The organism is Acidovorax sp. GW821-FHT11A03 (assembly GCF_058809075.1).
Window position 1 is genome coordinate 38,150 of record NZ_JBXASG010000005.1, and the last position, 21,392, is coordinate 59,541.

The 21,392-nt window shown below is 69.1% G+C and carries 16 protein-coding genes; 9 read left to right on the top strand and 7 right to left on the bottom strand.

Going from position 1 to position 21,392, the window contains the following annotated elements:
* Window positions 1-152 precede the first annotated feature (152 nt).
* Both AC1RVY_RS13440 and AC1RVY_RS13445 read left to right on the top strand, forming a co-directional pair.
* Window positions 153-1,814 (top strand): MFS transporter, encoded by a 1,662-nt coding sequence (locus tag AC1RVY_RS13440; RefSeq protein ID WP_218296262.1) that lies wholly within the window; start codon window positions 153-155, stop codon window positions 1,812-1,814.
* Window positions 1,815-1,956: 142 nt separating this feature from the next.
* Window positions 1,957-2,151, top strand: a complete 195-nt coding sequence (locus AC1RVY_RS13445; RefSeq protein ID WP_218296261.1) for a hypothetical protein — start codon at window positions 1,957-1,959, stop codon at window positions 2,149-2,151.
* 116 nt (window positions 2,152-2,267) lie between these two features.
* Here AC1RVY_RS13445 and AC1RVY_RS13450 read toward each other — a convergent pair whose 3' ends face one another.
* Together AC1RVY_RS13450 and AC1RVY_RS13455 are read right to left on the bottom strand one after the other, a co-directional pair.
* Entirely contained in the window at window positions 2,268-3,392 is a 1,125-nt protein-coding gene (locus AC1RVY_RS13450) for an ABC transporter substrate-binding protein (RefSeq protein WP_492806832.1), read from the bottom strand.
* A gap of 140 nt (window positions 3,393-3,532) precedes the next feature.
* Window positions 3,533-4,648, bottom strand: coding sequence for an ABC transporter substrate-binding protein (locus tag AC1RVY_RS13455; protein ID WP_492806833.1), 1,116 nt, complete (start codon window positions 4,646-4,648; stop codon window positions 3,533-3,535).
* 184 nt (window positions 4,649-4,832) lie between these two features.
* On the opposite strand from AC1RVY_RS13455, the gene uvrA reads away from it, so the two are divergent.
* The 3 genes from uvrA (at window position 4,833) to AC1RVY_RS13470 (ending at window position 11,957) form a co-directional block, all read left to right on the top strand.
* Entirely contained in the window at window positions 4,833-10,700 is a 5,868-nt protein-coding gene (uvrA, locus tag AC1RVY_RS13460) for an excinuclease ABC subunit UvrA (protein WP_492806834.1), read from the top strand.
* A 167-nt stretch (window positions 10,701-10,867) separates the two neighbouring features.
* A complete protein-coding gene (locus tag AC1RVY_RS13465; protein ID WP_492806835.1) occupies window positions 10,868-11,368 on the top strand; it encodes a hypothetical protein in 501 nt (166 codons plus the stop codon).
* 232 nt (window positions 11,369-11,600) lie between these two features.
* A complete protein-coding gene (locus tag AC1RVY_RS13470) occupies window positions 11,601-11,957 on the top strand; it encodes a hypothetical protein (RefSeq protein ID WP_218339872.1) in 357 nt (118 codons plus the stop codon).
* 34 nt (window positions 11,958-11,991) lie between these two features.
* On the opposite strand, the gene ctlX is transcribed toward AC1RVY_RS13470, so the two are convergent.
* Window positions 11,992-12,975 (bottom strand): citrulline utilization hydrolase CtlX, encoded by a 984-nt coding sequence (ctlX, locus tag AC1RVY_RS13475; protein ID WP_492806836.1) that lies wholly within the window; start codon window positions 12,973-12,975, stop codon window positions 11,992-11,994.
* Window positions 12,976-13,097: 122 nt separating this feature from the next.
* Here ctlX and AC1RVY_RS13480 point away from each other — a divergent pair, with 122 nt between their 5' ends.
* The 3 genes from AC1RVY_RS13480 (at window position 13,098) to AC1RVY_RS13490 (ending at window position 16,518) form a co-directional block, all read left to right on the top strand.
* A complete protein-coding gene (locus AC1RVY_RS13480) occupies window positions 13,098-13,529 on the top strand; it encodes an Lrp/AsnC family transcriptional regulator (protein WP_218296254.1) in 432 nt (143 codons plus the stop codon).
* Between the two features lie 218 nt (window positions 13,530-13,747).
* Window positions 13,748-14,710 carry a Bug family tripartite tricarboxylate transporter substrate binding protein gene (locus AC1RVY_RS13485; RefSeq protein WP_218296253.1) on the top strand — a complete coding sequence of 321 codons (963 nt, stop codon included), beginning with the start codon at window positions 13,748-13,750 and terminating at the stop codon, window positions 14,708-14,710.
* Between the two features lie 293 nt (window positions 14,711-15,003).
* Entirely contained in the window at window positions 15,004-16,518 is a 1,515-nt protein-coding gene (locus AC1RVY_RS13490) for an NYN domain-containing protein (RefSeq protein ID WP_492806837.1), read from the top strand.
* Between the two features lie 219 nt (window positions 16,519-16,737).
* Here the strand turns inward: AC1RVY_RS13490 and AC1RVY_RS13495 are convergent, their stop codons facing one another.
* Window positions 16,738-17,595 carry an HAD family hydrolase gene (locus tag AC1RVY_RS13495; protein WP_492244668.1) on the bottom strand — a complete coding sequence of 286 codons (858 nt, stop codon included), beginning with the start codon at window positions 17,593-17,595 and terminating at the stop codon, window positions 16,738-16,740.
* Window positions 17,596-17,658: 63 nt separating this feature from the next.
* Here AC1RVY_RS13495 and AC1RVY_RS13500 point away from each other — a divergent pair, with 63 nt between their 5' ends.
* The gene (locus AC1RVY_RS13500) at window positions 17,659-18,030 is read left to right on the top strand and encodes a hypothetical protein (protein ID WP_492806838.1); all 372 of its coding nucleotides are present in this window, start codon (window positions 17,659-17,661) and stop codon (window positions 18,028-18,030) included.
* Window positions 18,031-18,049: 19 nt separating this feature from the next.
* On the opposite strand, the gene AC1RVY_RS13505 is transcribed toward AC1RVY_RS13500, so the two are convergent.
* The 3 genes from AC1RVY_RS13505 to AC1RVY_RS13515 form a co-directional block, all read right to left on the bottom strand.
* Window positions 18,050-19,678 carry a peptide chain release factor 3 gene (locus tag AC1RVY_RS13505; protein WP_218296249.1) on the bottom strand — a complete coding sequence of 543 codons (1,629 nt, stop codon included), beginning with the start codon at window positions 19,676-19,678 and terminating at the stop codon, window positions 18,050-18,052.
* Between the two features lie 146 nt (window positions 19,679-19,824).
* Window positions 19,825-20,607, bottom strand: a complete 783-nt coding sequence (locus tag AC1RVY_RS13510; protein WP_492806839.1) for an SDR family oxidoreductase — start codon at window positions 20,605-20,607, stop codon at window positions 19,825-19,827.
* A gap of 83 nt (window positions 20,608-20,690) precedes the next feature.
* Complete coding sequence (locus AC1RVY_RS13515) at window positions 20,691-21,353, bottom strand: TetR/AcrR family transcriptional regulator (protein ID WP_492806840.1); 663 nt, start codon at window positions 21,351-21,353, stop codon at window positions 20,691-20,693.
* Window positions 21,354-21,392: the final 39 nt, after the last annotated feature.

Sequence of the window (21,392 nt, forward strand, 5' to 3'; positions counted from 1 at the left end):
GGGCGCTGCGGGTTTCACCCTAAGTTGTCAGAGAGCGGTCAGTTTGGTGAAAGCTCGTGTTGGTTTCGCGTCAGAGCGTGGTCAGTGCCATCTCCAAGAATGCGTGCAGCCCGCCGCAGCGCGGTCTGAACAACCAACAGGAGACACACACCATGGCAACCGTTCATCCCGCACCGCGGCCGATGTCGCCCGAAGAGAGGAAGGTCATCTTCGCGTCGTCCCTCGGCACCGTTTTCGAGTGGTACGACTTTTATCTGTACGGCTCGCTCGCGGCCATCATCGCCAAGCAGTTCTTCAGCGGCCTGGATGCCGGCTCGGCGTTCATCTTCGCGCTGCTGGCGTTTGCCGCGGGCTTCATCGTCCGCCCCTTCGGCGCCATCTTCTTCGGCCGCCTGGGCGACATGATCGGGCGCAAGTACACGTTCCTGGTCACCATCCTGATCATGGGCCTGTCGACCTTCATCGTGGGTATCCTGCCCACGTATGCATCGATCGGCGTGGCGGCTCCCGTCATCCTGATCGCACTGCGCCTGCTGCAAGGCCTGGCGCTGGGCGGTGAGTACGGCGGCGCGGCCACCTACGTGGCCGAGCATGCCCCGCACGGCAAGCGCGGCGCCTACACGGCCTGGATCCAGACCACGGCCACGCTGGGCCTGTTCCTGTCGCTGATGGTGATCCTGGGCACCCGCACGGCCATGGGCGAGGAAGCCTTCGCCGACTGGGGCTGGCGCATCCCGTTCATCGTGTCGATCCTGCTCCTGGCCATCTCGGTCTGGATCCGCCTGTCGATGAACGAATCCCCCGCCTTCCAGAAGATGAAGGCCGAAGGCAAGACCTCCAAGGCGCCGCTGACCGAGTCTTTCGGCCAGTGGAAGAACCTGAAGATCGTGATCCTGGCGCTGGTGGGCCTGACCGCCGGCCAGGCCGTGGTGTGGTACTCGGGCCAGTTCTATGCGCTGTTCTTCCTGACGCAGGCGCTGAAGGTCGATGGCGCCACCGCCAACATCTTCGTGGCCGTGTCGCTCTTGATCGGCACGCCGTTCTTCATCGTGTTCGGCGCGCTGTCGGACAAGATCGGCCGCAAGCCCATCATCCTGGCGGGCTGCCTGCTGGCCGCGCTGACGTACTTCCCCGTGTTCGGCGCGCTGACCAAGGCGGCCAACCCCGCCCTGGCCGAAGCACAGGCCAAGAACCAGGTGATCGTGACGGCAGACCCCAAGGAATGCTCGTTCCAGTTCAACCCCACCGGCACCTCCAAGTTCACCAGCTCGTGCGACATCGCCAAGCAGGTTCTGGCTGGCGCTTCGGTGAGCTATGAGAACGCCACGTCCGCCGCCGGCACGCCCGCCTCGATCAAGATCGGCGAGACGGTCATCACCTCGTACTCCAGCAAGGGCCTGCCCGCTGACGAAGCCAAGAAGAAGGACGGCGAGTTCAAGAAGGCCGTGGCCGATGCTCTGAAGGCCGCCGGCTACCCCACCAAGGCCGATCCCGCCCGCATCGACAAGGTCATGGTCACGGTCATCCTGACCTACCTGGTGCTGCTGGTGACCATGGTGTACGGCCCCATCGCCGCCATGCTGGTGGAAATGTTCCCCACCCGCATCCGCTACACGTCGATGTCCCTGCCATACCACATCGGCAACGGCTGGTTCGGCGGCCTGCTGCCCACCACGGCATTCGCCATCGTGGCCCAGACCGGCAATATGTACAACGGCCTGTGGTACCCCATCATCATCGCGGGCGCCACCGTGGTGATCGGCGGCCTGTTCGTCAAGGAAACCAAGGACGTTGACATCTACGCCAACGACTGACCGTTTCTGATCGGTGTGCAGGGCCCGCCCCGCAAGGGTCGGGCCCTGTGTTCCATCAAGGGGCTTGTGCTGCACCAGTACAACCTACAACGCCGCGCTCCAGGCCCCTTGATTGAACAAACCCATCCAAGGAGATATTGATATGTGGAAGATTGTTGTTGGTTTCGTCCTGTTCGCCGCGTTGTCGATGTACGTGATCATCAAGGCGGGCGACAAGGCCGACATGGGCGGCGAGAAGCACGGCGCCGATGCCGTGCATGCGCCCGAGCCTGCGGCCAGCGCGCCGGCGGCGGCTGCGCCCGCGTCGGCGCCGGCTTCGGCCGCCAGCGCGCAGTGATGCGCTGAGTCCATGGCGGCCCCGGAGCGCGGGGTGCGTGCCTCGGGGCCCTGCGGGCCTCCATGAAAAAGCCCGAAGCCACTGGCTTCGGGCTTTTTCTTTTGCGGGGGCCTCGCTCAGCGCTTGAAGCGGCCGTCGCTTCCGATGATGGACAGGTCGGAGAAATCCAGCCCGCTGTGGTCCGTGGCGCTGTAGCTCAGTTCCAGCCCGCCCAGGTCCCATTTCCGGATGCTCTCCAGCCCGGCCTGCAGCCTGGCGCGGTCCGGCTTGGCGCCCGCGCGCTTCAGTCCTTCCACGAGCACCTTGGCGCTCACGAAGCCTTCCACCATGGCGGGGGTCAGCTCGCCCAGGTTCCTGGCGCGCACCAGGTCCATGGCCTCCTTGATCACCGCGTAGTTCAAGGACCGCTCCGACGGGAACACCTGCGTGACCACCACGCCCCGGGCCTGCTCGCCCAGCGCCTTGACGAAGCCGCCCGAGGCATTGTTGGACAGCGTCACGATCTGCCCGGTCGCGCCGGCGGCGCGCAGCGCCTTGATGCCGTCCACCACGGCCGCGCCCGTGCCGATGAAGATGATGGCCTGGGGCTCCTTCTGTGCCACGCGCGGGGCGATGGTGCTGTAGTCGGGCTTGGCGCGGTCGAACTTCTCGACGAAGAGGGCTTCCAGCTGGTTGGCCTTGAACCCGGACTGCGCGCCCGCCAGGCCGTCGGCGCCAAAGGTGTCGTCCACATGCACCACGCCGATGCGCTTGATGCCCAGGGTGTTGAGGTGGGTGATGGCCTTTTCCACTTCGCGCTGGTAGGGGGCGCGCACGTTGAAGATGTACTTGTTCACCGGCTGGTGCAGCGCGATGGCGCCCGTGGAGGGGCCCACCAGCGGCACGGCATGCTGTTCCAGCAGCGGAATGATCCCCTGGGTGTGGGGCGTGCCGCGCGTCATGAACAGCCCGATCACGCCTTTTTCCTCGATGAGGGCGCGGGTGTTCTCCAGCGTCAGCTTGGGGTCGAACTTGTCGTCCATCGACACGACCTCCACCTTCTGGCCGCCCACGCCGCCCTTGCTGTTGACGTGGTCGAGGTAGAGGGCGGCACCCCGCATGGATTCGGCCACCGTGGCGGCGGCGGAGCCGGTGATGCCCACCGTCTGGCCGATGAGGATCTGCGCGTGGACCTGGGCCGCGCCGAACGCCAGGGTGAGCAGCGCGGCGGCGCATTTCGCAAGGGTGCCAGGGACTGTCATGGTGCTCCTCTCTTCATTGAGGTGCCCGAGTTTAGGGACTGGGCACCGCAGGGCATCCGTAGAAGTGCGTAGCGGCCAGGGGGTGTTTTCACTGATTTGTCAACAATTTCTTCCTGGGTTTGCGGGTATTTCGCAACACCTCAGCGGCGGAACTTGCCGTCGGTGCCGATGATGGACAAGTCCGCGAAGTCCAGGCCCGTGTGGTCGTCCGGGCCATAGGAGACCTCCAGGCCGCCCAGGTCCAGTTTCCGGATGCTCTCGAGCGCCGCATGGATCTTTTCGCGGCTGGGCTTGGGGCCGGCGCGCCTGAGCCCTTCCACCAGCACCTTGGCCGCGGCAAAACCCTCCAGCATGGCGGGCGTGATCTCGGTGAGGCCCTTGGCCCGCGCGAGTTCCTGGGCCTCCTTCACCATGGCATAGGTCACCGCGCGCTCATTGGGATACACCTGCGTCACGATCACGCCGCGCGCGTTGTTCCCCAGGCTCTTGATGAAGCCGCCCGAGGCGTTGTTGGACAGCGTCACGATCTGCGCGGCCGAGCCCGCGCCGCGCAGCGCGTTGCCCGCGTCCACCACGGCCGACCCCGAGGCGATCATCAGCACGGCCTGGGTATCGGCCTTGGCCACCTTGGCGGCGATGGGCGCGAAATCGGGCTTGGCGCGGTCGAACTTTTCCAGCACCACGGGCGTGAGCTTGGCGGCCGCCAGGCCCTTCTGGGCGCCGGCCACGCCGTCGGCGCCAAAGCTGTCGTCCGCGTACACCACGGCGATGCGCGAAATGCCCATGGAGGCTAGGTGGGTCATGGCCTTTTCCGCCTCGCGCTGGTAGGTGGCGCGCACGTTGAAGATGTATTTGCGCACCGGCTGGTGCAGCACCATCGCGCCCGTGGACGGGCCCACCAGCGCCACGCCATGCTTCTCCAGCAGGGGGATGATGGCTTCGGTGTGGGGCGTGCCGCGCGTGAGGAACAGCGCGGACACGTTGTTCTCCTCGATCAGCTTGCGCGCGTTCGCGGCGGCCAGCTTGGGGTCGAACTTGTCGTCCAGCGAGGTCAGCTCGATCTTCTGGCCGTGGACACCGCCCTTGGCATTGACGGCCTCGATGTGCAGCAGGGCGCCATCGGTGGTCTCCTTCACGCCCGCCGCCACCTGCCCGGAGAAGCCCGCGGTCTGGCCGATCAGGATCTGGGCATGGCCGGTGCCGCACAGCGCGGCGGCCAGGGCGGTCGCGGCTCCCCATAGTGTCCATGTGTGCATGGTCGTCTCCTTTGAATTGTCCGGCCACTCTAGACAAATGTCCTCGGTTTGCGAATCGGCATAACCCGAAGGTGTGACAGGACTTGTCAGCAGATGTGCGATCAGGGGCTATTGCGGCATGGCCGGACGGGGTCCGTGGCGGTGCCTAGAATGTCCCGCCTCACCCTCGAAAAAGACTGCCTCCATGACCCAGGGACTGATCCGTATCCGCGGCGCACGCCAGCACAACCTCAAGAACCTGGATCTGGACATCCGCACGGGGGAACTCACCGTGGTCACCGGCCCCAGCGGCTCGGGCAAGTCCAGCCTGGTGTTCGACACGCTGTACGCCGAGGGCCAGCGCCGCTACGTGGAGACCTTCAGCGCCTACGCGCGCCAGTTCCTCGACCGCATGGACAAGCCGGCGGTGGACAAGGTCGAGGGCGTGCCGCCCGCCATCGCCATCGACCAGACCAACCCCGTGCGCTCCAGCCGCTCCACCGTGGGCACGATGACGGAGCTCAACGACCACCTGAAGCTCCTGTTCGCGCGCGCCGGACAGCTGTTCGACAAGCAGACCGCCCAGCCGGTGCGCCACGACTCGCCCGAGACCATCTACGCCGAGCTGCAGCGCCGCGGCGCCGAGGCCGGCGACCCCCGCATCGTGCTGACATTCCCCGTGGAGCTGCCGGGCGGCACGTCGGCCGAGCAGGTCGAGCAGTGGCTGTCCGCCAGCGGCTTCACCAAGGTGCAGGCCGAGCGCGAGGTGGCCACGCCCACGGGCCCGCGCAAGGTGCTCGATGTGGTGGCTGACCGGTTCCGCCTGGGCCATGCCGAGAAGGCGCGCGTGGTCGAGGCCATCGAGGTCGCGCTCAAGCGCGGCACGGGGCGCCTGAACGTGTACCGCCTCGTGGACGAGGGCGAGCCCGAGCTGTGGCGCTTCTCGACCGGCCTGCACTGCCCCGACAGCGACCTGCGCTACAGCGACCCCATTCCCTCGATGTTCTCGTTCAACTCCGCCGTGGGCGCCTGCGAGAGCTGCCGGGGCTTCGGCCGCGTGATCGGCGTGGACTACGGCCTCGTGATCCCCAACGACAGGCTCACGCTGCGCGCGGGGGCGATCAAGACCATCCAGACCCCCGCCTGGAAGGAAGCGCAGGACGACCTCATGCGCCATGCCGAGGCGGCCGGCATCCCGCGCGACACTCCCTGGTACAAGCTCACCGACGACCAGAAGAAATGGGTCACCGGCGGCACGCCGGGCTACAAGGACGGGCAGTGGAGCAAGCAGTGGTACGGCATCAAGCGCTTCTTCGAGTATCTGGAGAGCAAGGCCTACAAGATGCACATCCGCGTGCTGCTGTCCAAGTACCGCAGCTACACGCCGTGCCCCACCTGCGCGGGCGCGCGCCTCAAGACCGAGAGCCTGCTCTGGCGCGTGGGCAGCAAGGAGGATGCGGACGCCGCGGTCGATCCTGCCCGCCGCTTCATGCCCGAGGGCGTGTTGTGGTCGCGCGAGCAGCTCGAAGCCCTGCCCGGCCTGTGCCTGCACGACCTGATGCTGCTGCCCATCGACCGGCTGCGCCGCTTCTTCGACCGCATGGAGCTGCCCGTGGGCGACGCCGCGGCCGGTGGCGATGCGCAGGCGCTGAAACTCCTGCATGAAGAAATCACCACGCGCCTGAAGTACCTGTGCGACGTGGGCATCGGCTACCTCACGCTGGACCGGCAGAGCCGCACGCTCAGCGGCGGCGAGGTGCAGCGCATCAACCTGACGACCGCATTGGGCACCAGCCTGGTCAACACGCTGTTCGTGCTGGACGAGCCCAGCATCGGCCTGCACCCGCGCGACATGCACCGCATCACCGAGGCCATGCTGCGCCTGCGCGACGCGGGCAACACCCTGGTGGTGGTCGAGCACGACCCGGCCGTGATGCTCGCGGCCGACCGCATGATCGACATGGGCCCCGGCCCCGGCCGCCTGGGCGGGCAGATCGTGTTCGACGGCACAACGGCCGACCTGCGCCATGCCGACACGCTCACCGGCGCCTACCTGGGCGGGCGCAAGCACGTGGGCTTCGGCTTCAAGCGCATGGTGACCGAGTCCACGCCGCGCCTCATCCTCGAAGGGGCGCGCGAGCACAACCTGCAGAACGTGTCGGTCGAATTCCCGCTGCAGCGCCTGGTCACCGTCACCGGCGTGAGCGGATCGGGCAAGTCGAGCCTGATCCAGGACGTGCTGGCCCCCGCGCTGCTGCGCCACTTCGGCAAGGCCACCGACTCGCCGGGCGCGCACGACCGCATGCTGGGCGCGGACCACCTCTCGGACGTGGTGTTCGTGGACCAGTCGCCCATCGGCAAGACGGCCCGCTCCAACCCCGTGAGCTACGTGGGCGCCTGGGACAGCATCCGCGAGCTGTACGCCGTGGCGCCGCTGTCCAGGCAGCGCAGCTACACCGCCAGCAAGTTCAGCTTCAACAGCGGCGACGGGCGCTGCCCGACCTGCGGCGGCTCGGGCTTCGAGCATGTGGAGATGCAGTTTTTGTCGGACGTGTACCTGCGCTGCCCCGATTGCGACGGCAAGCGCTACCGGCCCGAGATCCTGGAGATCACCATCGAGCGGGGCGGCAGGGCCCTGAACGTGGCCGACGTGCTGGCCCTCACGGTGGCCGAGGCCGCCGCGCTGTTCGCCGCCGACCGCGACGTGATCCGCGCGCTGCAGCCCATCGTGGACGTGGGGCTCGAATACGTGGCGCTGGGGCAGCCCGTGCCCACGCTCAGCGGCGGCGAGGCGCAGCGCCTGAAGCTGGCGGGCTTTCTGGCGGAAGCGGCCCGCGTGCAAAGCAAGTCGCGCCAGACGATAGCGCGCAAGGGCACCTTGTTCCTGTTCGACGAGCCCACCACGGGCCTGCACTTCGACGACATCGCCAAGCTCATGCGCGCGCTGCGCAAGCTCATCGACGCGGGGCACTCGCTCATCGTCATCGAGCACAACCTGGACGTGATCCGCGCGAGCGACTGGCTCGTCGACCTGGGCCCCGAGGGCGGCGACGCGGGCGGCCTCGTCGTGGCCGAGGGCACGCCCGAGGACGTGCGCCAGCACGCCACCTCGCACACGGGCCTGGCGCTGCGCGACTACGAACTCACGCTGGGCATCGGCGGCCACTCGGTGCACGAAAAAGCCGCGGCGCTACGAAAACAGGAGCGCTCTGCGCTCATGGATAAAGCGCCAGCGGCCAAAAACGCCATTGAAATCGTCAACGCCAAGGAGCACAACCTCAAGAACCTGAGCGTGAACATCCCGCGCGGCCAATTCAACGTGGTCACGGGCGTGAGCGGCTCGGGCAAGTCCACGCTCGCGTTCGACATCCTGTTCAACGAGGGGCAGCGGCGCTACCTCGAATCGCTCAACGCCTATGCGCGGTCCATCGTGCAGCCGGCCGGCCGGCCCGAGGTGGATGCGGTGTACGGCATACCGCCCACCGTGGCCATCGAGCAGCGCCTGTCGCGCGGCGGGCGCAAGTCCACCGTGGGCACCACCACCGAGGTGTGGCACTTCCTGCGCCTGCTGTACGTCAAGCTCGGCACCCAGCACTGCGTGAAGGACGGCGCGGCCGTGCAGCCGCAGACGCCCGAGAGCATCGCCGCCCAGCTGCTCACGCAGTTCCGGGGCCAGCACATCGGGCTGCTCGCGCCGCTGGTGATGAACCGCAAGGGTGTGTACACCGAACTGGCGGACTGGGCGCGGCCGCGCGGCTACACGCATTTGCGGGTGGACGGCAATTTCCTGCCCACCACCCATTTCCCGCGCATCGACCGCTTCAAGGAGCACACCATCGAACTGCCCGTGGCCAGCGTCGAGGTGTCCGCAGGGAACGAGGCGCTGCTGCGCGCCTCGCTGGCCGAGGCCCTCACGCACGGCAAGGGCGTGGTGCACGTGCTCAGCAGCATCGGCGACCTGCGCGCCGCCATGGAAAGCGGCCAGCCCACGGCGGGCATCGGCCAGCTGCAGGCCTTTTCCACCAAGCGCGCCTGCCCCGTGTGCGCCACCAGCTATGCCGAGCTGGACCCGCGCCTGTTCAGCTACAACAGCAAGCACGGCTGGTGCCCCGATTGCGTGGGCACGGGCGTCAAGCTCACCCGCGACCAGCGCAAGGTGTTCGACGACTCGGTGCAGGACGACAAGGAAAAGGGCCGCGAGCAGACCTTCGCCGAGCCCGAGGTGGAAGACCTGGCCGACACCGCCTGCCCCAGCTGCCAGGGCACGCGCCTGAACGCCACGGCGCGCGCGGTGCGGTTCGCGGGCATCGGCATCACCGACATCGCCGCGCTGTCGGTGACGGACGTGCGCCGCTGGATCGAGACCCTGCAGATCGAAGGCGGCATGAGCCGGCGCGAGGCCGACATCGCCCGCGACCTCGTGCCCGAGATCCAGAGCCGGCTCGAATTCCTGGAGGAAGTGGGCCTGTCCTACCTCACGCTCGACCGGGGGGCGCCCACGCTCAGCGGCGGCGAGGCGCAGCGCATCCGCCTGGCCGCGCAGCTGGGCAGCAACCTGCAGGGCGTGTGCTACGTGCTCGACGAGCCCACCATCGGCCTGCATGCGCGCGACAACCAGATCCTGCTCAACGCCCTGCACAAGCTGGGCGACAAGGGCAACACGCTGGTGGTGGTGGAGCATGACGAGGACACCATCCGCCGCGCGGACCACATCATCGACATCGGCCCGAGCGCGGGCAAGCGCGGCGGGCGGCTGGTGGCGCAGGGCAGCGTGGACGACATCACCGGCGCGCCCGAATCCCAGACCGGCCGCTACCTGCTGCACGCCATGAAACACCCGCTGCAGCTGCGCCGCAGCATGCTGCCGAGCGAGCTGAGCGCCGAGGCCCTCGCGCTGGGCGAACCCGCCGACGCGCCCAAAGGCCGGCAGAGCGCCGCGGTCAAGAAGCGGGCCGCGGCGGCGGCGGCGCTCACGGCCGATGCGCTGGCCGATGCCAAGGCGCGCGCCGCGATCCGCTGGCTTACCGTGCACGGTGCGCACCTGCACAACCTGCAGGACGTGACGGCCACCGTGCCGCTGCACCGCCTGGTGGCCGTCACGGGCGTGAGCGGCTCGGGCAAGTCCACGCTGGCGCGCGACGTGCTGCTGGCCAACGTCCAGGCCTGGGTGCAGCAGCGCGCCACCAAGGCCGGGCGCGACGCGATGGACGCGGGCAAGGCGCCGCCGCTGGTGGGCTGCACGGGCCTGTCGGGCTTCGAGAGCATCGACCGCGTGCTCGAAGTGGACCAGACCCCCATCGGCAAGACGCCGCGCAGCTGCCCGGCCACCTACATCGGCTTCTGGGACACCATCCGCAAGCTGTTCGCCGAAACGCTGGAGGCCAAGGCGCGCGGCTACGCGGCCGGGCGCTTTTCCTTCAACACCGGCGAGGGCCGCTGCGCGAGCTGCGAGGGCGCGGGCGTGCGCACCATCGAGATGAGTTTCCTGCCCGACGTGAAGGTGCCCTGCGAGACCTGCCACGGCGCGCGCTTCAACCCCGAGACGCTGGCCGTGACCTGGCGCGGCAAGAGCATCGGCGACGTGCTGCAGATGGAGGTGGACGAGGCGGTGGAGTTCTTCGCCAGCATGCCCTCCATCGCGCACCCGCTGCAGCTCCTGAAGGACGTGGGCCTGGGCTACCTCACGCTGGGCCAGCCCTCGCCCACGCTCTCGGGCGGCGAGGCGCAGCGCATCAAGCTCGTGACCGAGCTGACGAAGGTGCGCGACGAGGTGGGCCGCCGGGGCCAGAAGGTGCCGCACACGCTCTACGTGCTGGACGAACCCACGGTGGGCCTGCACATGGCCGACGTGGACAAGCTCATCCGCGTGCTGCACCGCCTGGTCGACGGCGGCCACAGCGTGGTGGTGATCGAACACGACCTCGACGTGATCGCCGAGGCCGACTGGATCATCGACCTCGGCCCGGAAGGGGGCAGGGAGGGCGGCCGCATCGTGGCGGCCACCGTGCCGGAAGAGGTGGTGCGGCTGGGCACGCACACCGGCAAGGCGCTGGCGGCGGTGCTGGCGCGGTGACCGGAGGGCCCGGCGGTGGCGCACGCCACTGTCGGCCCATGTCCTACGCACGGCGCGGAACATGGCGCACGCGCGGCGCGGGGTGAGGTTTCTAGGATTCAGTGCAGGGGTTGGCGCCAGGCGCAGCGGCCCCGCACATCTCCACCAACTCCTACGGACCCATCACCATGAAATCACTGCTCAAGACCTGCGCTGCCCTTGCAGCCACCTCCGTTCTGCTGGTCGCCTGCGGCGGCGGCAATGACGACGATCCGACGCCCAGCAATGAGCCCGGCGTGCTCACCGTGAGCAGCGCCACCCTGGACAGCCTCAACGGCGTGTATGGCAACGGCACGCTGAACCTCACGGACGTGGACAAGGAAAACCCTGTCGGTTCCGTGCCCGAGCTGTGCGCCTTCCGCTTCGACGGTGCCAACAAGGTGGGGTCGTCGGCCACGGCCTTTGGCGACATCCGCTACCGCCCCGACGCCACCGGCCTGCACCAGGTGTTCCTGACCTTCGACGGCAAGGAATACGCGAGCGGCGAGCCCACCGACACGGCCGTGGTGCGCGAGAGCAACCAGGTGCGCTTCATCGGCAAGACGCTCACCGCCACCGACGGCTCCAGCGCCACGCTGCGGGTCTCGGGCATCGTCCCCATGCGCCCGAACCGCCCGCTGGGATGCTGATGCGGCCTTGCTGATTCCGGGGCAGCTCGCTCCCCCTTGCTTGTCTCCCTCTCCCGGTCCTCTCGACCGGTTCAGCCCCCGTGGCCCCGGCCGCGCGGGGCTTTTTTGCGTGCATGCCCCTGCGGCCGGCCTGCGGGCGCGCCACGCGCCCATGCGTGCATGGCGCCACAATGCAGGCCTGAGCGCAGCGGCCCGAGGCCGCTGCGCGCGGTCCATTCGATCCGCTTTCTCCATGCCCGCACAATCCCCTGGTCCGCACGCCGTGGTGTGGCTGCACACCCAGGCACCGCCCAAGCCCCCGGAAGGCGCGCCCTGCAATGGCTGCGGGCTGTGCTGCCTGGCGGAGCCCTGCCCGCTGGGCATGCTGGTGTCGCGGCGCCGCACGGGGCCGTGCACGGCCCTGCGCTGGAGCGATGCCGACCAGCGCTACTGGTGCGGCATGGTGGCCGACCCCGGCGGCGTGACCGGCCTGGACCACCCCTGGGCCGTGCGCGCGCTGTCGGCGCTGGCGCGGCGCTGGATCGCCTCGGGCGTGGGGTGCGATGCGCGGCTGCACACGCAGGCGTTGCCGCCGCCTTCCCGGGATTGAGTTTGCTATTGAATATATAGCGCGCCGCGCTTGTTCATCCGGCGCTGGTGGCCATTTCGATGTGAATTCCCGTGGGTGCGGGGGCATGGCGCCGCGCCAGATGGATGCCCGCCAGCATGCAGCGCACCGAGCCTCCGGCCAGTTCGATGGTGGGCACGGCCAGCGGCAGCAGGCGGGCGCTGCGCTCGATCACGGCCTTTTGCGCGGGCGCCAGGCTGGCCGCCGCGCGCGACGACAGGGCCAGCACGCGGCCCTGGGCGCCCGTGAGTTCCAGCGCGTTGCCTGCGAAGTCGGCGATCTGGGCCGCGCTCAGTTCGATCACCTCGCGCCCGGTTTCGCGCAGGCGCTCGCGCACGGCCTCGCGCCGCGCCGGGTCGGTGATCATGTGGAACCCGCCCAGCGCGAAATCGGTGCCCACGCAGAGCATCACGTTGGTGTGGTAGCAGGGCTGGCCCCGCGCGTCGGCGGTGGCGAACACCATGGGCTCGTAGTTGAAGTGGGTGCAAAAGCGCTCCAGGGCCACGGGGTCGGCGCGGTTCGACTGCGCGGTGTAGGCGACCCGGGAGATGTGGTCGAGCACCATGGCGCCCGTGCCTTCGAGGAACATGCCGTCGGCCTCGAGGCCCGAGTAGTCGATCACGTCCTGCACGCGGTACTCGGCCTTGAGCAGGTCCAGCACGTCGCTGCGGCGCTCGCGCCGGCGGCTCGCGGCGTACATCGGGTACACGGCCACGTGCCCGCCCGCGTGGGTGGAGAACCAGTTGTTGGGAAACACGGCGTCCGGCGCGTGGCGCTCGCCCCGGTCCTCGAACAGGTGCACGCGCACGCCCGCGGCTTCGAGCCGCGCGGCGGCCTGCGTGACTTCGGCATGGGCTTGGAGCGCCGTCTCTGCCGCGGTGGCGTTCCACGGCCGGGTTTGGAAGGCGTTGTCGTGCGCGGTTTCCGGGTTGGGGTGAAAGTGGTGCGGGCGCACCATCACGACGGCGCGAGGGGCCTGGACGGAAGCAGGTGTGGGCATGGCGGTGGATGGGTGCAAGGGAGGGGGTGGGAGAATTTTGCTGGCAGCCCACGCCAACCAATAGCCTTAGAACTGGTCAAAATGCTGCAAAATCTGCCACTCTGATAGCAATGGGGCCCACTATGAACAGGCTGGACGACACCGACCGGGAAATCCTCAGCATCCTGCGCGCCGACGCGCGCACCCCCGTGGCCACCCTCGCGCAGAAGCTGCGCGTATCGCGCGGCACGGTGCAGAACCGGCTGCACAAGATGGAGGAGGGCGGCGTGATCGTGGGCTACACCGTGCGCCTGCGGCCGGATTCCGAACCGCAGCGCATCCGCGCGTGGATGAGCATCGCGGTGGAGGGCAACGCCGCGCCCGAGGTGATCCGCGCGCTGCGCGGCGAGCCCATGGTGGGCACGCTGCACACCACCAACGGCCGCTGGGACATCGTGGCCGAGGTGCGCGCCGAGAGCCTGGAGGCGTTCGACGCGGCGCTGGGCCGCATCCGCCTCACGCCCGGCATCGCCAACACCGAGACCAGCATCCTGCTGTCCACCTACAAGGCTTGAACCCCGGGGTTGGCGGGCAGCCCATTCCGGCCCATGCTTGCCCCACCGGCGCGGCGCGGGCGAGCGGCGGCGGCGGCCCCTGGCGGTGGCACCGAGGCGCGAAACGCGGCCCAGGGGTGCCGCGTTGGCGACAGCGGCTAGGGGGTTTCCGCATGCCCCGGCCGCCGTGGCTGCAGTCCAATGAAGGGGTCTTCGTTTTGCCTTTTCAGGAGCCCTCCATGCAACGCCGCCAGATCATCCAATGGGGAGCCGCCAGCCTCGCCGCCCCCGCATTCCTGGCTCAGGCCCAGAGCTTTCCCAACAAGCCCATCAAGCTCGTGATCGCCTTCCCGGCGGGCGGCCCCACCGACATCACCATGCGCTCCCTGGCCGACAACGCCAGCAAGATCCTGGGCCAGCCCGTGATCGTGGAGAACAAGCCGGGCGCCGGCGGCACGCTGCCCGCGCAGGCGCTGCAATCGGCCGCTGCCGATGGCTACACGGTGGCGCAGATCCCGCTCGGGGTGTTCCGCCTGCCCTACACCACCAAGATCAACTGGGACCCGGTCAAGGACATCAGCTACGTGCTGAACGTCACGGGCTATGCGTTCGGCCTGGTGGTACCCGCCGACTCGCCGCTCAAGACCTGGACGCACTTCGTCGCCTGGGCCAAGGCCAACCCCGGCAAGCTCAGCTACGGCTCCACCGGCACCATGACCAGCCCGCACCTGACCATGGAGCTCATCGCGCAGCAGCTGGGCATCGAGCTGCTGCACGTGCCCTACAAGGGCAGCGCCGACCTCATGCAGTCCATCCTGGGCGGGCAGATCATGGCGGCGGCCGACTCCACCGGCTTTGCGCCGCAGGTCGAGGCCGGCAAGCTGCGCGTGCTCAACACCTGGGGCGCCGAGCGCCTGGCCAAGTTCCCCGATGCGCCCACGCTCAAGGAGCTGGGGCTGAACCTGGTGCAGAACTCGCCCTTTGGCATCGGCGCGCCCAAGGGCACGCCCGATGCGGTGGTCAAGCGCCTGCACGACGCGTTCAAGCAGGCCATGGAGCAGGAAAGCTACCGCACGGCCCTGGCCCGCTACGACATGGTGCCCATGTACATGAGCACGGCGGCGTACAAGAAATTCGCGCAGGACACCTTCACGCGCGAGAAGGCGCTGGTCGAAAAGCTGGGCCTGGCAAAGCCGAGTTGAAGTGAGCTCCCCCTGAGCGGCTGCGCCGCTTCCCCCTCTCTCGCTGCGCTGCGCTGGCGGGAGGGGGACGCCCCCAGCGCACGGAAGTGAAGCGCCGCAAGCGGCTTGGCGGCCCTTGCGCGGGGGCACGAGCCTGGGGCGCGCCAGTTGCGACGTTCGCTGGCGAGCCGTTCGCAGCGGACAATGCCCGTTGACCACGCTCATGCACCATGGCGCGGCGGGTTCTCATGAAGGGCCCGGGGCGTTCCGTGTGATGATCCGTCCCAACATTGAACGGAACACCGCGAGCATTTATGGCATCCCCCTCCGACAGCATCAGCATGGCCCTGTTTTGCGACTTTGAAAACGTCGCCCTGGGCGTGCGCGATGCGCAGTACGAAAAGTTCGACATCAAGCCCGTGCTGGAGCGCCTGCTCCTCAAGGGCTCCATCGTGGTCAAGAAGGCCTATTGCGACTGGGAGCGCTACAAGGGCTTCAAGGCGACCATGCACGAGGCGAATTTCGAGCTGATCGAGATCCCCCATGTGCGCCAGTCGGGCAAGAACTCGGCCGACATCCGCCTGGTGGTGGACGCGCTGGACCTGTGCTACACCAAGTCGCACGTCAACACCTTCGTCATCATCAGCGGCGACTCGGATTTTTCGCCGCTGGTGTCCAAGCTGCGCGAGAACAACAAGCAGGTCATCGGCGTGGGCGTGAAGCAGTCCACGTCCGACCTGCTGATCGCCAACTGCGACGAATTCATCTTCTACGACGACCTCGTGCGCGAGAAGCAGCGCGCGCTGGCCCGGCGCCAGCCCCCCGGCGCGGCACCCGCACCGCGCCGGTCCCCCGAGGAAGAGCGCCATCGCAAGGAAAGCCAGGAGGTGCGCCGCGCCCAGGGCGTCGAGCTGGCGGTGGAGACCTTCGAGGCCCTGACCTCCGAGCGTGGCGACAGCGGCAAGATCTGGGCCTCGGTGCTCAAGGAAGCCATCAAGCGCCGCAAGCCCGATTTCAGCGAGGGCTACTACGGCTTTCGCACCTTTGGCAACCTGCTCGAAGAAGCGCAGGCGCGGGGGCTGCTGGAGTTCGGGCGCGACGAGAAATCGGGCGCGTATGTGTTCCGTGGCCACGGTCCCGCGGCCACGGGGGCCGAGCCCGTGGGCCGAGCCGACGCGCCCGCCGAGCGGCAGGGCGGGGCGGGGTACTTTCGCCATGATTTCCATGCGGTCGCGTCGGTGCCGGAGGCATCCGCTGGCGGCAGCGAGGGCGGTGGGCGTGGCGGTCGTTCGCGCGGGCGCCGGGGCGATGCCGCTGCGCGCGCCGGGGCGGTGCCGCCGGATGCGCGCCAGGACGTGTCGGCAGAAACCCGTGCCGAGCCGCCGGCTTCCGGCGCGCGCGACGATGCGCTGCCGGAGCGCCCGGCGGGCAGCTACTTTCGCCAGCAGCTGCCGGCGCCCGTGACGGCCCAGGCGCAATCCGGCCACGAGACGGCGCGGGGCGAGGACCTCGCGGACGAGGAACCCGTGCACGTGCACGTGCAGGCGCCCGTGGCGGCGCCGGCGGCGGAAGGGACCGCGAGCGATGCGCTGCCCGATGCTCCTGCGCCGGCACCCGCGCCCCGCAGCCGCCGCCCCGCATCCACCCCGCGCAAGAGCAGCGGCGGGCGCAAGGCCGGCGCAGCGGGCGCCGCAGCGCCGGCCGAGGCCGGGGCCCCGGCCGCGCCATCGTCCAAGGCGGCGGCCCCTGCGGCCGCGCCCGCCAAGGCAGCGGCAACCCGCGCGCGCAAACCGCGCGGGGCGGGCAAGCCGCCCCAGCCCGCCGAATAGGCCTGCGACGCTTGCCAAGCCTGCCAAAGTTGCCACGGAGCCGCCGGGCCGTGCAGCAGCGCATGCCGACGCGGCACGGCGCCCGGGCGCCTTGCGGCGCGGCCTTCGGTACGTGTCCTGGCGCGCCGCCTGCCCGCGCACCCGCGTGGGGTCGGGTGGTTAATTTGCTATAAAATATGTAGCTATTGGCGCTTGCCTATCAAGCGCCAGGCGGCGTTTTCATTCAAGCCCAGGGGTGGCTCGCTGGGCGCTCGGCGCCTGGCCGCGCCCGTGGCCCGACAGGATGGCCCGCGCCACCTCGGCAAACCCCGCGCCGCGTTCGCCCTTTGTCACATAGCGCGGCAGGTGCCGCAGCTGCGGCACAAAGCGCGCGATGTTGGCCACGCCCACGCTGTGGGTGAAGTGCTCGAACATCGCCTGGTCGTTGCCCGAATCGCCCACGAACACCCAGCGGTCCAGCTCCTGCGCCAGGTCCCGGCCCCACAGCGCGCGCACGATCCAGTTCGCGCCCTGCCACTTGTTGAAATCACCGAAGCAGCCGTGGATGTGGATGCTGCTCACCGTGGTCTGCATGCCCACGCGCTGCAGCACGGCCAGCACCCGCTGCACGGTGTCGGGCGTATGCCGGGCGAACTCGGCGTAGTCGAACGCGATGTCCGTCTCGCGCCCCGCGCTGTCGCTGCTCAAGTCCACGCCGGGCACTTCGGCCGCCACCAGGGCCGCGATCTCGCGCATGCGCGCCTGGTTGGCGCTGCGCGTGGCGGCGTCCTGCTGGTAGCGCTTGGCCAGCGGCTGCCCGGAGCCTGGGCCCCGCGCAAACGCCACGGCACCGTTCTCCGCCACCATCGCATCCACGGGCCAGGCCGCGCCCGCGCCTGCGGTCATGAAGGGCTCGCACCAGCCGATCGGCCGGCCGGTGATGGGGATGACCACGAGGCCCGCCGCCTTCAGGTCGGCCAGCGCCTGCAGCGCGTCGGGCGTGATGGCGCCCTCGGTGGTCAGGGTGTCGTCGATGTCGGTGAAAACGCCTACCAGGTCGCGGCGGGCCTCCGGGGGCCAAAGGTTCAGGGCTTGCATGCGGTATGTCGTTATGCTGCGGCTCTTGCGCAAGAGAGCGCCATTGTCCGGGAGATAGTTGTCGTGCAGCCTGGGGCCTTGATCTTCTTCTTCATGTGGGCGGGGTGCTGCGCTGCCGCTCCCGCCATGGCGCGGGCGCCCGTCGATTCAGCGGCCGTCTGCCAGCGCGCGGCCGGCAAGCTCGATGGCCTGGTCCCGGAGTGGCGCGACCTCGTCGTGGAGTTCAAGGCCGAAGCCAGGAACCCGTCCGTGCTGGCCCTGGCCGAAGAGCACCGCCAGGGCCGCCTGAAGGCCAGCTTCCTGCACCACTGCCAGCGCGAGTGGGGCACCCACCAGGCCACCTTCGTGTGCTTCAGCGGGTCGGTCACGGCGCTGGGGCTGGCGCTGTGCTTGCAGAAGGACACCAATCCCCATGGGTGGGAGTACCGGCCCTGAGGCCGCCCCGCAACGCCGCTCAGCCCGCCTTCTGCAGGGCCAGGCCCGCATGCTCGCGCAGCGGGTGGAAGTGGATCTTGGGAAACCGCTCCTGCGCCAGGCGCACGTCATAGGGGCTGGTGCACAGGTAGGCCAGCGTATCGGCCGCGTCGTGCGCCAGGCGCAGCGGGTAGGCGTCCGTGAAGGCGCGCAGGTCGGCCGCGTTGTCGGCCGTGATCCAGCGGGCGCCCGTGTACTGGCAGCCTTCCAGGCGCACGTCGGCGTCGTACTCGGCCTTCAGGCGGTGCTGCACCACCTCGAACTGCAGCTGGCCCACGGCGCCCAGCAGCATGTTGCCGCCGGCGTCGGGCTTGAAGACCTGGATCGCGCCTTCCTCGCCCAGCTGGGCCAGGCCCTGCTGCAGCTGCTTGGTGCGCAGCGGGTTCTTGAGCACCACGGTCATGAACATCTCGGGCGCGAAGAACGGCAGGCCGGTGAACTGCAGATTGGCGCCGTCGGTGATGGTGTCCCCGAGCTGCACGCCGCCGTGGGTGGTGAAGCCGATGATGTCGCCCGCGTAGGCTTCTTCCACCGCCTCGCGGCGCTGGCTCATGAAGGTCACCACGCTGGTGGGGCGCAGTTCCTTGGCGGTGCGCTGCACCTTGAGCTTCATGCCCGGCATGTACTTGCCCGAGGCCACGCGCACGAAGGCGATGCGGTCGCGGTGGTTGGCGTCCATGTTGGCCTGCACCTTGAAGACCACGCCGGCGAAGCCCTCGTCCTCGGGCTGGATGGTCTTGACCACGGGCTGCTTGTTGACCTCGAGCGTGCTCACGCGCGGGCCGGGCGGCGGGGCCATGTCCACCAGGGCGTCGAGCACTTCCATCACCCCGAAGTTGTTCACCCCCGAGCCGAAGAACACGGGCGTGAGCTTGCCGGCCAGGAAGGCCTCGTGGTCCCAGGCGGGCGATGCGCCCACGGCCAGTTCCATGCTCTCCAGCGCCGCATCGAACTCGGCGCCGAAGCGCGCACGCAGCGTGGCCTCGTCGGACAGCGGGATGGCCTCGAAGTCCTGCGGGCGGCGCTCGCTGCCGGACTCGAACACCGTCATCGTCTGGGTGCGCAGGTTGATGATGCCGCCGAAGGCCTTGCCCTGGCCCACGGGCCAGGTCATGGGGCAGCAGGGCATGCCCAGTTCGCGCTCGACCTCGTCCATGATGTCCAGCGGGTCGCGCACCTCGCGGTCCATCTTGTTCACGAAGGTGATGATGGGCGTGTCGCGCTGGCGGCAAACCTCGATCAGGCGGCGTGTCTGCGCTTCCACGCCGTTGGCCGCGTCGATCACCATCAGCGCCGAATCGACGGCGGTGAGCACGCGGTAGGTGTCTTCCGAGAAGTCCTTGTGGCCGGGCGTGTCGAGCAGGTTGATCACGTGTTCGCGGTACAGCATCTGCATCACCGACGAGGCCACCGAGATGCCGCGCTGCTTTTCGATCTCCATCCAGTCCGAGGTGGCATGGCGGCTGGCCTTGCGGCCCTTGACGGCACCGGCGATCTGGATCGCGCCCGAGAACAGCAGCAGCTTTTCCGTCAGCGTCGTCTTACCGGCGTCGGGGTGGGAAATGATGGCAAAGGTGCGGCGGCGCCGGGTTTCTGAGGCGTAGGACACAGGGGGGTTCCAGAAGGGGGTCAGGGCGCGCTGCGGCAGGACTCTGCGGCAGTCGGCGCGGCAGGCGCAGCGGCGCCCGGAAGCGGCGATTTTACCGGCGCCCGCTGCGAACCCTCTTCCGGCCGTTCTTCAACGCCCGTTTCCGTTCAGCTGGCCTGTGCCTGCGCCTGGGCGTGCCGGGCATACATCTTCTGCATGCCGCCCAGCCAGCGCTCGTAGTCCTGGCCCTTGTTGCGGAAATACTGGGCCACTTCGGGGTGGGGCAGCACCAGGAAGCGCCTGTCCTGCATGGCGGCCAGCACGTCGCCCGCCACCTGTTCGGGCGGCAGGATGCCGTCGTGCGAGGCCGAACCGCCATCGCCCGTCACCATGGCGGTCTGCACCGACTGCGGGCACAGGCAGGCCACACCCACGCCCTTGCGGCCGTAGGCGATGCGCAGCCACTCGGCGAAGGCCACGGCGGCATGCTTGGTGACGGCGTAGGGGGCGGACTCGACGATGGTCAGTAGCCCCGCCGCCGAGGCCGTGACGAGGAAGAAGCCCTCGCCGCGCTCCACCATCTCGGGCACCACGGCGCGTGCGGCCCACACGTGGGCCATGCCGTGGATGTTCCACATGGCGTCCCACAGTGGGTCCTCGAGTTCGATGCCGCCCGGGCGGCCCAGGATGCCGGCGTTGGAGATGTAGGCATCGACCCGGCCGTAGCGCTCGCGCGTGGTGGCCACCAGCGCCTGGATGTCGGCCTCCTTGGACACATCGCAGCGCACGGCCAGGCCACCGATCTCGTCGGCCACGGCCTGCGCGGGCGCGAGGTGCAGGTCGGCCACGACCACGGCGCGGGCGCCTTCCTGCGCAAAACGCCGCGCGATGCTGCGGCCGATGCCGCTGGCGCCGCCGGTGACGATGATGACCTTGTCCTTGGGGTCCATGCAGTGCTCCGTTGGTGTTTTTTGGTGAGGGCGCCAGTGTCGGGCGGCCCGCGGGGCAAGGCAGCCGCGCAGGTGACAGGGCTTCAGTCCGGCGCGCTGGCGGCCTGCACGATGGCGGCGCAGCACAGTTGCTCCACACCGTCGGCCCACTGCCGCATGGCGGCGGGATCGAGCTGCAGCAGCAGCGCATAGCGCCGCCCACCCCAGGCCGAGAGGTGCAACGCCTGCAGCAGTGCTTGCCCGGGCGGGCGGGGCAGGTCGGTGCAGGCGGCAATCACCCGGCCCCAGGCGGCGGCCAGCTCTTCGTGCACGCGGCGGTGGTGCCGGGGCTCGGCCATCTGCGCCTCCAGCGCCAGCATGTCGGGGTGGAAGGGCGGCAGCCCGGGCGCATCCACGCCGCCCACCAGGCGCACGAGATGGTGGATGCGCTGCGTCCATGGCAGGCCCTCGGGCTGCACGGCCTCGCGGTCGATGGCGGCGAGCAGGGCCTCGACGCAGTGGCGCACATAGCCCGACAGCAGCGCTGTCTTGTTGGGGAAATAGTCGTACAGCGTGCCGACGGAAATGCCGGTTTCCAGCGCCACGTTGCGCGTGGTGAGCTTGTCCCAGCCGTCGCGTTGCCAAATCCGAACAAAGGCGTCGTAGATGGCCTGCACCGTGAAGCGCGCCCGGGCCTGGCGGGGGCGCTTGAGCGGCCTGGGGGCCGCGCTGGAGCTGGCGGCAAGGGTCTTGCGCGGCGGGTTCACCGGTTTCCGAACCCACGCGGCGGCAGGGCGCCATACAGT

Bases quoted from the DNA above. Each gene is read 5' to 3' on its own strand.
- AC1RVY_RS13440 (WP_218296262.1), top strand. From the start codon at position 153: ATGGCAACCGTTCATCCCGCACCGCGGCCGATGTCGCCCGAAGAGAGG.
- AC1RVY_RS13445 (WP_218296261.1), top strand. From the start codon at position 1,957: ATGTGGAAGATTGTTGTTGGTTTCGTCCTGTTCGCCGCGTTGTCGATG.
- AC1RVY_RS13450 (WP_492806832.1), bottom strand. From the start codon at position 3,392: ATGACAGTCCCTGGCACCCTTGCGAAATGCGCCGCCGCGCTGCTCACC.
- AC1RVY_RS13455 (WP_492806833.1), bottom strand. From the start codon at position 4,648: ATGCACACATGGACACTATGGGGAGCCGCGACCGCCCTGGCCGCCGCG.
- uvrA (WP_492806834.1), top strand. From the start codon at position 4,833: ATGACCCAGGGACTGATCCGTATCCGCGGCGCACGCCAGCACAACCTC.
- AC1RVY_RS13465 (WP_492806835.1), top strand. From the start codon at position 10,868: ATGAAATCACTGCTCAAGACCTGCGCTGCCCTTGCAGCCACCTCCGTT.
- AC1RVY_RS13470 (WP_218339872.1), top strand. From the start codon at position 11,601: ATGCCCGCACAATCCCCTGGTCCGCACGCCGTGGTGTGGCTGCACACC.
- ctlX (WP_492806836.1), bottom strand. From the start codon at position 12,975: ATGCCCACACCTGCTTCCGTCCAGGCCCCTCGCGCCGTCGTGATGGTG.
- AC1RVY_RS13480 (WP_218296254.1), top strand. From the start codon at position 13,098: ATGAACAGGCTGGACGACACCGACCGGGAAATCCTCAGCATCCTGCGC.
- AC1RVY_RS13485 (WP_218296253.1), top strand. From the start codon at position 13,748: ATGCAACGCCGCCAGATCATCCAATGGGGAGCCGCCAGCCTCGCCGCC.
- AC1RVY_RS13490 (WP_492806837.1), top strand. From the start codon at position 15,004: ATGGCATCCCCCTCCGACAGCATCAGCATGGCCCTGTTTTGCGACTTT.
- AC1RVY_RS13495 (WP_492244668.1), bottom strand. From the start codon at position 17,595: ATGCAAGCCCTGAACCTTTGGCCCCCGGAGGCCCGCCGCGACCTGGTA.
- AC1RVY_RS13510 (WP_492806839.1), bottom strand. From the start codon at position 20,607: ATGGACCCCAAGGACAAGGTCATCATCGTCACCGGCGGCGCCAGCGGC.